Annotated in this window: 10 protein-coding genes; 6 read left to right on the plus strand and 4 right to left on the minus strand. The window is 69.2% G+C overall.

From position 1 onward, the window contains the following. Nucleotides 1-76 precede the first annotated feature (76 nt). Together dinB and JOD67_RS20970 are read right to left on the minus strand one after the other, a co-directional pair. Entirely contained in the window at nt 77-1,267 is a 1,191-nt protein-coding gene (gene dinB, locus JOD67_RS20965; protein WP_307782483.1) for a DNA polymerase IV, read from the minus strand. Between the two features lie 41 nt (nt 1,268-1,308). Further along, on the minus strand, nt 1,309-2,007 hold the full coding sequence (locus JOD67_RS20970; RefSeq protein WP_205119293.1) for a TioE family transcriptional regulator: 699 nt from the start codon (nt 2,005-2,007) through the stop codon (nt 1,309-1,311). A gap of 82 nt (nt 2,008-2,089) precedes the next feature. Here JOD67_RS20970 and JOD67_RS20975 point away from each other — a divergent pair, with 82 nt between their 5' ends. Together JOD67_RS20975 and JOD67_RS20980 are read left to right on the plus strand one after the other, a co-directional pair. Then, nucleotides 2,090-3,199: an erythromycin esterase family protein gene (locus JOD67_RS20975; RefSeq protein ID WP_205119294.1), complete on the plus strand. Its 1,110-nt coding sequence runs from the start codon at nt 2,090-2,092 to the stop codon at nt 3,197-3,199. Further along, nucleotides 3,196-3,699: a putative immunity protein gene (locus tag JOD67_RS20980; RefSeq protein ID WP_205119295.1), complete on the plus strand. Its 504-nt coding sequence runs from the start codon at nt 3,196-3,198 to the stop codon at nt 3,697-3,699. The genes JOD67_RS20975 and JOD67_RS20980 overlap by 4 nt, the downstream gene beginning before the upstream one ends. On the opposite strand, the gene JOD67_RS20985 is transcribed toward JOD67_RS20980, so the two are convergent. Then, a complete protein-coding gene (locus JOD67_RS20985) occupies nt 3,696-4,472 on the minus strand; it encodes a TetR/AcrR family transcriptional regulator (protein WP_205119296.1) in 777 nt (258 codons plus the stop codon). The two genes, JOD67_RS20980 and JOD67_RS20985, sit on opposite strands and share 4 nt — an antisense overlap. Before the next feature lie 60 nt (nt 4,473-4,532). On the opposite strand from JOD67_RS20985, the gene JOD67_RS20990 reads away from it, so the two are divergent. The 3 genes from JOD67_RS20990 to JOD67_RS21000 all read left to right on the plus strand — a co-directional run bounded on the left by JOD67_RS20990 (nt 4,533) and on the right by JOD67_RS21000 (nt 9,462). After that, on the plus strand, nt 4,533-6,794 hold the full coding sequence (locus JOD67_RS20990) for an ATP-binding cassette domain-containing protein (RefSeq protein WP_205119297.1): 2,262 nt from the start codon (nt 4,533-4,535) through the stop codon (nt 6,792-6,794). Nucleotides 6,795-6,911: 117 nt separating this feature from the next. Then, complete coding sequence (locus tag JOD67_RS20995; protein ID WP_205119298.1) at nt 6,912-8,228, plus strand: delta-60 repeat domain-containing protein; 1,317 nt, start codon at nt 6,912-6,914, stop codon at nt 8,226-8,228. A gap of 28 nt (nt 8,229-8,256) precedes the next feature. After that, nucleotides 8,257-9,462: a threonine synthase gene (locus tag JOD67_RS21000; RefSeq protein ID WP_205119299.1), complete on the plus strand. Its 1,206-nt coding sequence runs from the start codon at nt 8,257-8,259 to the stop codon at nt 9,460-9,462. Nucleotides 9,463-9,630: 168 nt separating this feature from the next. Here the strand turns inward: JOD67_RS21000 and JOD67_RS21005 are convergent, their stop codons facing one another. Continuing rightward, nucleotides 9,631-10,047 (minus strand): PaaI family thioesterase, encoded by a 417-nt coding sequence (locus JOD67_RS21005; protein WP_205119300.1) that lies wholly within the window; start codon nt 10,045-10,047, stop codon nt 9,631-9,633. A gap of 84 nt (nt 10,048-10,131) precedes the next feature. Between JOD67_RS21005 and polA the strand changes: the two genes are divergently transcribed. After that, on the plus strand, nt 10,132-12,828 hold the full coding sequence (polA, locus tag JOD67_RS21010) for a DNA polymerase I (RefSeq protein WP_205119301.1): 2,697 nt from the start codon (nt 10,132-10,134) through the stop codon (nt 12,826-12,828). The last annotated feature ends 122 nt before the right edge of the window (nt 12,829-12,950 follow it).

A 12,950-nucleotide genomic window follows, 5' to 3' on the forward strand; every position in this document is an offset into this window, starting at 1 on the left:
GTACGTGATCATGAAGGCAAACCGGCGCATACGACGGCTAAGCCTTCATGATCACGAACATGATCACCGCGTCAGCTCAGTCGGGGAGGAGCGGCACGGTTTGGTGCTGGTCGTGGCCGAGGTGGACGGCCCGGGTGAGCGCCGACGTGCCGTACTTCTCGTGGACGTCGTCGATCGCCACGTCCAGCGCCGAGAGGTTGGCGTGGTCGAACGGCAGCTCCAGCTGGACGGTCGCGTCGTCGTCGAGGTTCTGCAAGGCCACCCCCACCAACGTGATGCCCTGGCGTTCGATGATCGGCATCGCGAGCTCGAGCAGGCCGCGGGCGGTGTGCAGGATCTTCTCGGTCTGCTGCGTCGGCCGCGACAGCGTGTGTGAACGGGTGGCGCGGGAGAAGTCGTCGAAGCGCAGCCGCAGGGTGATCGTTCGGCACAGCCGGCTCGCCTTCCGCAGCCGGCGGGTCACCCGGTCGACGAGCCCGACCAGCGCCGCCTCCACCGCACCGGGTGGCTTTCGCCGAGTACCCAGTGCCCGTTGCGCGCCGATCGAACGACGACGTACGCCCACCGTCACGGGCCGCGGGTCGCGGTTGTTGGCGAGCGCGAACAGGTGGTGCCCGACCGCCTTGCCCAGCATCGACGTCAGCCCGCGCTCGGCCAGCAGCGCGACGTCGCCGACCGTCACGATCCCGCGCTGGTACAGCTTCTCCGCGGTGACGGCGCCGACGCCCCACAGCTTCTGCACCGGCAACGGATGCAGGAACGCGAGCTCCTCCTCCGGCTCGACCACCAACAGCCCGTCCGGCTTCGCCACCCCGGACGCGACCTTCGCCAGGAACTTCGTCCGCGCCACCCCGACCGTGATCGGCAACCCCACCTCGGCGAACACGTCCCGCCGCAGCTTCGCCGCGATCTCCCGCGGCGAGCCGGCGATCCGCCACAGCCCGCCGACGTCGAGGAACGCCTCGTCGATCGACAGCCCCTCGACCAACGGCGTGGTGTTGCGAAAGATCTCGAACACCTCGTCGCTCGCCTTGGAGTACGCGTCGAACCGGCACGGCACCGTGATCGCGTCCGGGCACAGCTCACGCGCCTGCCGCCCGGTCATCGCGGTCTTGACCCCGAACGCCTTCGCCTCGTAGCTCGCCGCCAACACCACGCCGCCGCCGACCAGCACCGGCTTCCCGCGAAGGCGCGGGTCGTCACGCTGCTCGACCGACGCGTAGAACGAGTCGAGGTCAGCGTGCAGGATCGTCGCCTTCCCGGTCACGAACACATGTTCGCATCGACCACCGACAATCCGCGAGCCCCTCAGTCGAGACGAACGCTCAGATAGTCGCTGAGCCGAGCCGAGGCGGTCAGCATCGCCAACCCCCGCTCGGTGAGCTTGTGCTGCCAGCCCGTCAACGCGGCGGCCAGCGAGTCGGTCCCGCCCGCCGTACGGACCTGCTGAACGACGGACGCGATGTGCTCCAGCAGATACCCGCCCCGCCGCAGCAGGTGCGCGAGCTCGGCGTCGCGGACGTCGCTCGCCCCGTACGTGCGATACCCGGTCGCCGGATCGCGAACAGGTACGAGGATGCCGACGCTCTCCCAGGCGCGCAGCGTCGCCGGCGTCACGCCGAGCCGGTGCGCGAGCTCGCCGATCGTCCGCTCACCCGCGGGCGCCGCGGGGGAGGTGTCGGTCAGCTGCTCGATCGCCGCCCGGACCGAGGCCAGGGTCTCCCGGTCGCGGAGGAGCTGACCGTGGCCGCGGTCGATGACCAACAAGGCGTGGTCGAGCTCGGAACGGTGGACCGCCGCCATGATCTGCCCGCTGGCCGCGTGGCCGTACGCGGGAATGAGCGCGAGGTAGGCACGGAGCGCTGCCGCGTGCACTCTGGTGTAGACGCGGTAGCCGCTCGCGGTGCGCTCGGCCGGCGGGAGGAAGCCGCTCCGCTCGTAGTTGCGGACCGCCTGGGTGGAAATCCCGTGCTCCCGGGCCAGGTCCGTAGGTCTCAGGGTGGGCACTAGTTGGAGACTTTATCGCACCGGTGCCGGCCAGAGGTCGGAGAAAGTCTCAACCGTCTGCTCAACGATACGATCTAGGCATATGAGCCAGGACATCCGGGAGTTCCTCCCATCCTCATTCGACGTGTTGGCCCTCGGCGAACCCACCCACCTGGAGCCCGTCTTCGGCCGGATCCGCAACGACCTCCTCACCCACCTCGTCGACCAGGGCGTGAGGTCGATCGCCATCGAATCGGACCGCATCGCCGCGCTCGTCGTCGACGACTTCGTCCGCGAGGGCGTCGGCAGCCTGGACGAGGCGATGAGCGCGGGCTTCTCGCACAATCTCGGCACGTTCGACACCTACCGCCAGCTCGTCGCCTGGCTGCGCGAGTACAACCAAAGCCGACCGGTCGCGGAACGGGTGGCGTTCCACGGCTTCGACGCACCCACCGAGAACATGTCCGCACCCAGCCCCCTCGCGTACCTCGAGAAGGCTCGCGACTACCTGAAGCTGGACCACGACCTCGCCAGCCTCGTCGGCGACGACGAACGCTGGAGCCGCACGGAGGCGATCCTGGATCCCGCCGCCTCGCCGGGCGCGACCCAGGACGCCGAGCAGCTCCGCGCGATCGGCGAGGAGATGCTCCGCCAGCTCGACGACGCTCCCGCCGACACCGTCGAGTGGCGCCGCGCCAGGATCCACCTCACCGCCGGCCTCGGCCTGCTCCGCTACCACAAGCAGTCCGCCCGGCCAGAAGAGCAGGCCGCACGGATCTACCGCCTGCTCTCCTTGAGAGACGGGCTGATGGCCCAGAACCTGATCGAGATCCGCCAAGTCGAAGCCCGCCGCGGCCGAACGGTGTTGTTCGCCCACAACACCCATCTGCAGAAGCACTACGCCGCCTGGCGGCTCGGGGAGATGGACCTCGGCTGGATCGGTGCCGGAGCGATCGTCGCCGCACTCTGGGGCGACAAGTACGTCTTCGTCGCCGGCAGCCTGGGCCGCAGCGAGCACCTCGGACTGGGAGAGCCGGAGTCCGACACCCACGAGGGACTGCTCCAGAAGGAGTTCACGACCTGGGGTCTGACCGCGACTGACGTGAGGTCCGGTCGCGTCCGCACCGACCACGATCCGAGGACGGGGCTCATCCCGCTCAACCCCGCCACGCTGGACGGGGCCGACGCGATCCTGCACATCGCGGACGCATGACCGACTTCGAGCTGAGCCAGGACGAGCTCCGCGCGGTGACCGCCTTCGCGGCGGCCTGCGCGGAGGACGTCCTGGACGTCTTCGCGCAGGCGCACCCCGACGACCCCCGTCCGAGGGAAGCGATCGAGGCGGCGTGGGCGTTCGCTCGCGGCGGCAAGCGGACCAAGGCGATCCGTGACGCCGCCTGGGCGGCCATGCGGGCAGCGAGCGAAGCCGACACCGAAGTCGCGCGCGAAGCTGCCCGGGCCGCCCTCGCTGCCGCAGGAGCGGCGTACCTGCATCCGCTCGCGAAGGCCACCCAGGTCAAGCACCTCCTCGGGTCGGCGGCGTACGCGGCGCGCGTCGCCGAGCTGACGACTGGAGAGGCGCGGCTCGAGCGCGCAACGCAGCGCGCGACGCCCACCGTCGTCGAAGTGCTCGAGCGCTATCCCTCGGCACCACCGGGCGGAGGTCGCGTCGGCGAGCTCATCCGCGAGCTCGACGCCACCCTCCGGAGCTAGGAGGCGGCGATGCCGTCCAGCAACGCATGGAGGCCGAACGTGAAGCTGCGTTCGGTCTCCGCCTCGACGTACTCCAGGTACGTCTGCCCAGGCGCGAAGGCCGCGCCCGACTGCAGTCCCATGGCGCGCGGGAAGCGCGCGGTGAAGTCCGGCGCGACCTCGTCCAGCAGCGAGGCGCGCGAGCTCCACCACTCCTCGTCCGACACCCCCGTCGCCAAGGCCGCCTGCCGCGAGTCGACCACCGAGGAGGCGTTGCCCCGGACGAAGTGCATGACGATCGCGAACACTCGCCGCTGCTCGTCCGCGGGCAGCCCGGTCCGTTCCAACACCCCGGCGGCCGCGTCGGTCGAGGCGAACTCGCCCGGCCCGAGCACCGGCCGCGCCTGCGAGATCTGGAGCACCCACGGATGCCGCAGATAGAACGCACGCCAGTCCGTCGCCCACGCGGTGACGGCCTCCCGCCAGGGCAACGCGGCGTCGTACGTCGACGGCAGCTCGCCCAGCAGGTGGTCGTACATCAGGTCGAGCAGCTCCCGCTTGCTCGGCACGTACGTGTAGAGCGCCATCGCCGTCCGGCCGAGCCGCTCGCCGACCGTACGCATCGACAGCGCGGCCATGCCTTCGCTGTCGGCGATGTCGGTGGCCACCCGGATGATGTCGTCGATGGAGAGCGCTGGCTTGGGTCCGGGACTCGTGCGAGGCTCGGGCGCACCCGCACGCCAGAGCAACCGCATCGACCGCTCCGCCTCGCCCTGGCCCGCGAAAACCACCACCCGAACGAACTCCTTACGTTGTAAGCTATAAGGCCCGTGACTCTAGCTGCTAAGGAAACGATGAGCAATCCCGCCGACAGCCATGACGTCATCCAGGTCCGAGGAGCCAGGGCGAACAACCTGGCCGACGTCTCGGTCGACATCCCGAAGCGACGCCTCACCGTGTTCACCGGCATCTCCGGATCGGGCAAGTCCTCACTCGTGTTCGGGACGATCGCCGCGGAGTCCCAGCGGTTGATCAACGAAACCTACACCGCGTTCATCCAGTCCTTCATGCCAAACGTGGGCCGCCCGGACGTCGACGCGCTGCACAACCTCTCGGCGGCGATCGTCGTCGACCAGGAACGGATGGGCGCCAACTCCCGCTCGACCGTCGGCACCGCGACCGACGCGCACACGCTGCTGCGGATCATGTTCAGCCGCATCGGCGTTCCGCACGTCGGGACGTCCGGCGCGTTCAGCTTCAACCTGCCCGAGGGCGCGTGCCCGGAGTGCGAGGGGCTCGGCAAGGTCTCGACGATCGACCTCGACCAACTCGTCGACCGTGAGCTGTCGCTGAACGAGGGCGCGATCACCGTTCCGCAGTTCGACGTCGGCACCTGGTACTGGCGCACGATCGCCGACTCCGGCTACTTCGACAAGGACACGAAGCTCAAGGACTACACCGAGGAGCAGTGGGAGAAGTTCCTCAACCTGCCGGCGACCAAGATCAAGCTGGCGGAGTACAACCTGACCTACGAAGGTCTGCTGGTGAAGGTCCGGCGCATCTACCTGTCGAAGGACAAGGACGCGCTGCAGCCGCACATGCGGGCGTTCGTGGATCGCGCGGTGACGTTCGCGAGCTGCCCGTCCTGCCACGGCGCGCGGCTGAACGAGGCGGCACTCTCCTCGAAGATCCACGGCAAGAACATCGCCGAATGCTCGGCCATGCAGATCAGCGACCTCGCCGAGTTCTGCCGGAGCATCGACGATCCGTCGGTCACTCCGTTGCTCACCTCGCTGCGCGAAACTCTCGACAGCCTCGTCGGGATCGGCCTCGGCTACCTCAGCCTCGACCGCGAGTCCGGCACGCTGTCCGGCGGCGAAGCCCAACGGGTGAAGATGATTCGGCACCTCGGCTCGGCATTGACCGACGTCACGTACGTGTTCGACGAGCCCACCGTCGGCATGCACCCGCACGACATCGAGCGGATGAACAAGCTGCTGCTTCGCCTGCGAGACAAGGGAAACACTGTTCTCGTCGTCGAACACAAGCCGGAGACGATCCAGATCGCGGACTACGTCGTCGACCTCGGCCCCGGCGCGGGCTCCGACGGAGGGCACATCTGCTTCACCGGCGACGTCCCCGGCCTCCGCAAGTCCGACACGCTGACCGGCCGGCACCTCGACCACCGGGCGACGCTGCGTGAGACCGTCCGCGAGGCGACCGGCCAGGTGTCGATCAAGGATGCCGATCTGCACAACCTGAAGAACGTGAGTGTCGATGTTCCGCTCGGCGTTCTCACCGTCGTCACCGGTGTCGCGGGATCCGGCAAGAGCTCGTTGATTCATGGCTCGTTGGCGAAACGGCGTGACGTGATCGTGGTGGACCAGTCCGCGATCCGCGGCTCGCGGCGGAGCAACCCCGCGACGTACTCCGGTCTGCTCGACCCGATCCGTTCGGCGTTCGCCAAGGCGAACGGGGTGAAGCCGGCGCTGTTCTCGGCCAACTCCGAGGGCGCGTGCCCGAAGTGCAAGGGCATCGGGCTGGTCTACACCGACCTCGCGATGATGGCCGGTGTCGCGTCGATCTGCGAGGAGTGCGAGGGCCGGCGGTTCACCGCGAAGGTCCTGACGTACGAGCTGAACGGCAAGAACATCGCCGACGTGCTGGCGATGTCGGTGGCCGAGGCGCGCGAGTTCTTCACTAAGGGTCCGGCGCGCACGATCCTCAACAGGCTGGGCGATGTGGGGCTCGGCTACGTTCGGCTCGGCCAGCCGTTGAACACGCTGTCCGGCGGCGAACGGCAGCGGCTGAAGCTCGCCATCCACATGGCGGAGAAGTCCGCGACGTACATCCTCGACGAGCCGACGACCGGCCTGCACCTCGCCGACGTCGACCAGTTGCTCGCGTTGCTGGACCGGTTGGTCGACTCCGGCAACTCGGTGATCGTGATCGAGCACCACCAGGCGGTGATGGCGCACGCGGACTGGATCATCGACCTCGGTCCGGGCGCCGGGCACGACGGCGGCGAGATCGTGTTCACCGGGACCCCGCACGAGCTGGTGGGTTCGGGCGACTCGCTGACAGCCCAGCATCTACGCACGTATCTCGGGGCATAGAGGCGTGTCGCGGAAGTTTCGGTAGGGTCCGGACCTCGTTCCAAGATCCGCGGACACCGTCCCTCGGCGCGTGCAACGCTGAAACCCATCGACCTTTGGGGGGCCAAGGCCGTGGGCATGCGTGCGAGATTCCTCGCGGCTTCGGCCGTGGTCGGCGCGGCGATACTGCTGACGCCGACCGCGGCGAGCGCCGCCATCTCGTTGGACTCGACCTTCGGAACCGGCGGCGCCGTGCTGACCGACCTCGGCGGGGCGGACAGCGTGGACGCCGCCAACGACGTGCTCGTCCAGCCGGACGGCGCCATCGGCGCCGCGGGCTGGTCGACGCCGTCGGGTGGCACCGGTGACTTCGCGCTGGTCCGCTACCTGGCGAACGGAGCGCTGGACCCGTCGTTCGGTACGGGCGGCAAGGTGACGACCGACTTTGGCGGGCAGGACGACATCGCGACCGCGCTGGTGCGGCAGCCCGACGGCAAGCTCGTGGTCGTCGGACTTTCCGGAACCGGCTGGAACTATCGCTTCGCCGCCGCCCGGTATCTCGCGAACGGGACGCTGGACTCGACGTTCGGCACCGGCGGCAAGGTGCTGACCAACCTGTACAGCAGCGCGATCGGCGGCGCGCGTGCCGTCGCGCTGCAGTCGAACGGCCGGATCGTGGTCGCCGGCGGGGCGTACTCGACGGCGGTCGGCTGGCAGTTCGCGACCGTTCGGTATCTCGCGAACGGGACCCTCGACTCGGCGTTCGGCACCGGCGGGATCGCGCTCACGTCGGTCAGCGTGCCGGACGTGAGCAGCCGGCCGTTCGACCTCGCGTACGCCGTCGCCATCCAGTCCAACGGCCGGATCGTCGTCGCCGGCAACGCGGGGCGGGACTACGGGCGGGGCGGGATCGGCTGGGAGTTCGGGCTCGTCCGTCTCACCGCGGCTGGTGCGCTCGACACCTCGTTCGGCAGCGGCGGGAAGACGGTCACGAACGTGTCGACCGGCCGGTCGCGGGTGCACGACCTCGCGGTCCGATCCGACGGCCGGATCGTCGTCGCGGGCGAGGCGGGCGCGTCCCTCACTGGCGGCAACAACGACCTCACGTTGGCGCGGTACAAGGCGAACGGCACGCTCGACACCGCGTTCGGCACCGGCGGGGTCGTCCAGACCGACGTCAACGGCGCCGGCAGTCACGACAGCGCGTCGGATCTCGCGCTCCGTTCGGACAACGGGGTGCTGGTCGCCGGCTCGACGTCGGTGAACGGTCAGCTCGTCTTCGCGGTCGCTCGTTACGGCGCGAACGGCGCGCTCGCGGAGCTCGTCCCCACCGCTGTGGGGGACTACGACTACGGGTACGGGATGGCGGTGCAGACGAACGGGCGGCTTGTCGTCGGCGGCCAGTCGTACGGAGCGAGTGGGAGCGACTTCGCGGTGGCGAGGAACCTCCCTTAGCCCAGGTCGGCCGTTAGGGTCGTCGGCCATGACCGCATCGCTCGCCCGCGTGCAACGGTCGCTCGGCGACCCCGACCTGACCTATCCGCTCTTTCCTCCGCTGACGGCGGGGTGTCCGGGGACCAGTACCGACGAGCTCGCGTACCCGCTCGAGGTGGACTACGCGTACGACGAGCTGTCCGCTGGGTTTATCAATCCTGCAAGGGGATCTGGGCTCGACCGGTGGGCGGCACTGCTGCCGCCGCTCGCCGCGCCGGGCCTGGAGGAGGGTGCGACGCCGCTCGTCGAGGCGGGCGACGGCTTGTGGATCAAGGACGAGTCGCGTAATCCGACCTGGAGCCACAAGGACCGCCTCAACCGCTGCACGGTCAGCGCCGCGGTGCACATCGGCGCGCCGGGCATTGTCGTGGCGTCGTCCGGCAACCACGGCGCGTCGGCGGCCGCGTACGCCGCCCGGGCGGGGCTGCCGTGCGTCGTGTTCGCGTCCGCCGGGATGCCGCCGGCGGTGTCCTCGTTCCTGCAGGCGTATGGCGCGGTGGTGCTCCCGGTACCGGCCGCCGCACGGTGGCCGTTGATGCGGCGGGTGGTCGAGGAGTTCGGGCTGCACCCGGTGAGCAACCTGACCGTCACGCACACCGGGCACCCGTTCGGGCCGGAGGGGTACAAGACGATCGCGTACGAGATCGTCTCGGACCTGGGCTCCGTGCCGGCGGCGGTGTTCGTGCCGACGGGGTATGGCGAGTTGCTCTATGGGGTGTGGAAGGGCTTCGTCGAGCTGCGGCGGCTCGGTGTCGTGTCGCGCGCGCCGCGGATGTTCTCGTGCGAGTCCCGTGCGGGCGCGCCCTTGGCGGCGGCGTTCGCGGCGGGCACGCCGACCGGTCGGGTCGAGGTGGCGCCGAACGACGCGTACTCGATCGCCTCGCCCGTCAGCGGCTACCGCGCGCGTGTCGCCGTCCGCGACAGCGGCGGCGCACCCCTGACCTCGACCGACGCCGAGCTGCGCGCGGCGGCGGAGACCCTCGCCCACGCCGGCCTCTGGTACGAGCTGTCCAGTGCCGCTGGCCTCGCTGGCTACCGTACGGTCGCCGACGAGCTGGGGGAGGGACCGGTCGTCTGCATCGCGACCTCGAGCGGCTTCAAGGACCGCTCAGTCGGCCTCCACCCCGCCGCCGAGCTCGCCCCGGACTGGCCCGCCATCCGCGACCAGCTCCGAGCCGCCGGCCTACAGACCTGACCGCCCTCGCCGTGATCATGTACGTGATCATGAAGGCAAACCCGGCGTATACGACCAGTCCGGCTTCATGATCACGTACATGATCACCAGTTCGTCACGCCAGCGTCAGGGTCCAGGTCGCGAAGACCCGGACCCATGACGCGGCGGACTACCTGTTCCTGGACGAGCTCACTGCGGCTTGGGCGCCGGGCGCAGGAAGCAGGTGAGGCGGGCCGTGCACACCGGGCGGCCCTCCTCGTCGGTGATCGCGATCTCGTAGCTCGCGACGCTCCTGCCGAGGTGCAGTGGCGTGGCGACGCCCATCACCTTGCCCGACGAGACGGCGCGGTGGTGGGTGGCGTTGATGTCGACGCCCAGGGCGATCCGTTCGGGCCAGCCGTGGATCGCGGAGGCGATCGACCCCAGCGTCTCGGCGAGGACACAGTTGGCGCCCCCGTGCAGGACCCCGTACGGCTGGGTGTTGCCCTCGACGGGCATCGTCCCGACGGTACGTTCGGCGGTGGCCTCGGTGATCTCGATCCCCATCCGGTCCGCCAACGTCGACTTGAACGTCGACAGGTCCAGCTGCTCCAGCTGTTCAGCCATGCATGTCTCCAAGGAATTCGATTCACCAACCGCTGGACCAACGTACCTGCCGAGGCTGTCGGTGGCCCCGACTAGAGTCACACCGTGGCTGCTACCGACACCCCCACGACCGGGTCCCGCCTGCTCCTGCTCGACGGCCATTCGCTGGCCTATCGGGCCTGGTACGCCCTGCCACCGGAGAACTTCTCCACCAAGACGGGGCAGACCACGAACGCGGTGTACGGCTTCACCTCGATGTTGATCAACATGATCCGCGACGAGCAGCCGACGCACATCGCGGTGGCCTTCGACGTCGGCAAGAAGACGTTCCGCAGCGACGTCTACACCGAGTACAAGGCGAACAGGGCGAAGACGCCCGACGAGTTCCGCAGCCAGCTGTCGTTGATCAAGGACGTGCTGGACGCGTTGAACATCGTGCACGTCGAGCTCGAGGGCTACGAGGCCGACGACGTCATCGCCACGCTCGGTAAGCAGGGTCTCGAGGCGGGCTTCGAGGTGCTCGTCGTGTCCGGCGACCGCGACACGTTCCAGCTCGTCACCGACCAGCTCACGGTGATCTACCCGACCCGCGGCGTCTCCGAGGTCGCGCGGATCACGCCGGAGGAGGTCGTCCGGCGCTACACGATCCCGCCGGAGCGCTATCCCGACCTCGCCGCGCTCGTCGGCGAGTCCAGCGACAACCTGCCGGGCGTGCCCGGCGTGGGCGCCAAGACCGCGGCGAAGTGGATCAACCAGTACGGCTCGCTGGACGACATCGTCACCAACGTCGAGTCGATCAAGGGCAAGGTCGGCGACTCGCTGCGCGAGCACCTCGGCCAGGTGCTGCAGAACAGGCAGCTGAACGGTTTGGTCGAGGACCTCGTGCTGCCGTACCAGCCGAGCGAGCTCAACCTGCAGCCGTGGGACCGCGACCAGATCCACCAGCTGTTCGACTCGCTGGAGTTCCGGGTGCTGCGCGACCGGCTGTTCCAGACGCTCGCCACGCCGGAGCCGGAGGCCGACGAGGGCTTCGAGGTCGTCGGCACCAAGCTCGCGCCCGGGGCGGTCGCCGAGTGGTTGTCGTCGCACGCGATGGGTGACGTCCGCACCGGCCTGCACGTGCAGGGCGCGTGGGGGAGCGGCACCGGGCGCGTCGACGGCGTGGCGCTCGCGTCGTCGGACGGCACCGCGGCGTGGGTCGACCCGGCCGAGGTGTCGCCGGAGGACGAGAACGCGCTGAAGGCGTGGCTCGAGGACGCCGACCACGAGAAGGCGCTACACGACGCGAAGGGGCCGATGCTCGCGTTGGCCGCGCACGGTTGGCGCATCGCGGGCGTGACCAGTGACACCGCGCTGTCGGCGTACCTCGTGCGGCCGGACCAGCGGTCGTACGACCTCGCCGACCTGGTGCTGCGGTATCTGCGGCGGGAGCTGCGTTCGGAGGACCCGGCGGACGGTCAACTCAGCCTTGACGGGGTTGCCGAGGAGACCGGCGTTCCGGAGGTCGCGATGGTGCGGGCTCGCGCGGTGATCGACCTCGCGGAGGCGTTGGACACCGAGCTGGAGAACAGCGGCGGCTCGCCGTTGCTGCGCGATGTCGAGCTGCCGTTGGAGAAGGTGCTCGCCCGGATGGAGCAGGTCGGCGTCGCCGCCGACGTCGAGTTGCTGACCGACCTCGAGGCACGCTTCGCCGGGCAGGTGAAGCAGGCGGCGGACGACGCGTACCGCGTGATCGGCAAGGAGATCAACCTGGGTTCGCCGAAGCAGCTGCAGGTGGTGCTGTTCGACGAGCTCGAGATGCCGAAGACGAAGCGGACGAAGACCGGGTACACGACGGATGCGGACGCGCTGCAGGCGCTGTACGTCCAGACCGAGCACCCGTTCCTCGCCCACCTGCTGGCACACCGGGACGCGTCGCGGCTGCGGCAGACGGTCGAGGGACTGTTGAAGACGGTCGCCTCGGACGCGCGGATCCACACGACGTTCAACCAGACGATCGCGGCGACCGGGCGGCTGTCATCGACCGAGCCCAACCTGCAGAACATCCCGATCCGCACCGAGGAGGGGCGCCGGATCCGCGAGGCGTTCGTCGTCGGGCCTGGGTACGAGAGCCTGCTGACCGCGGACTACAGCCAGATCGAGATGCGGATCATGGCGCACCTGTCCGAGGACGCGGGGATCATCGAGTCGTTCCGTTCCGGGATGGACTTCCACGCGGCGACAGCTTCGCGGGTCTTCGGAGTCGATGCCTCGGAGGTCACGACGGAGATGCGGGCGAAGATCAAGGCGATGAACTACGGCTTGGCGTACGGGCTGTCGTCGTACGGCCTGTCGGCGCAGCTGAACATCCCGGTCGCCGAGGCACGCGAGCTGATGGACGAGTACTTCGAACGCTTCGGCGGCGTACGCGACTACCTGCAGGGGATCGTGGCGGAGGCGCGCAAGACCGGCTACACCGAAACCATTCTCGGCCGCCGGCGCTACCTGCCCGACCTGCTGAGCGACAACCGCCAGCGCCGCGAGATGGCCGAGCGGATGGCGTTGAACGCGCCGATCCAGGGTTCGGCCGCGGACATCATCAAGGTCGCGATGCTGAACGTCGACCGGGCGTTGCGCCAAGCCGGCTTGAAGTCTCGGATGCTGCTGCAGGTGCACGACGAGCTCGTGTTCGAGGTGGCGGCGGGGGAGCGGGACGAGCTGGAGAAGCACGTCCGCGACCATATGGGCGCCGCGGCCGAGCTGACGGTCGCGCTGGACGTCTCTGTCGGCGAGGGCCGCACCTGGCACGAAGCGGGCCACTGACCCGGTTTCGTCCACAGCCGTGCGGGTCGCCGAGCTTTCCACAGGCGACGAAGCATCAGCAGGTCCTGGTTCGACTGTGGATGGAGCTCCACCAACGCAAGGCCAAGGACCTCAAGGTCGTG

This window comes from Tenggerimyces flavus, assembly GCF_016907715.1.
Classification (GTDB): Bacteria; Actinomycetota; Actinomycetes; order Propionibacteriales; family Actinopolymorphaceae; genus Tenggerimyces; species Tenggerimyces flavus.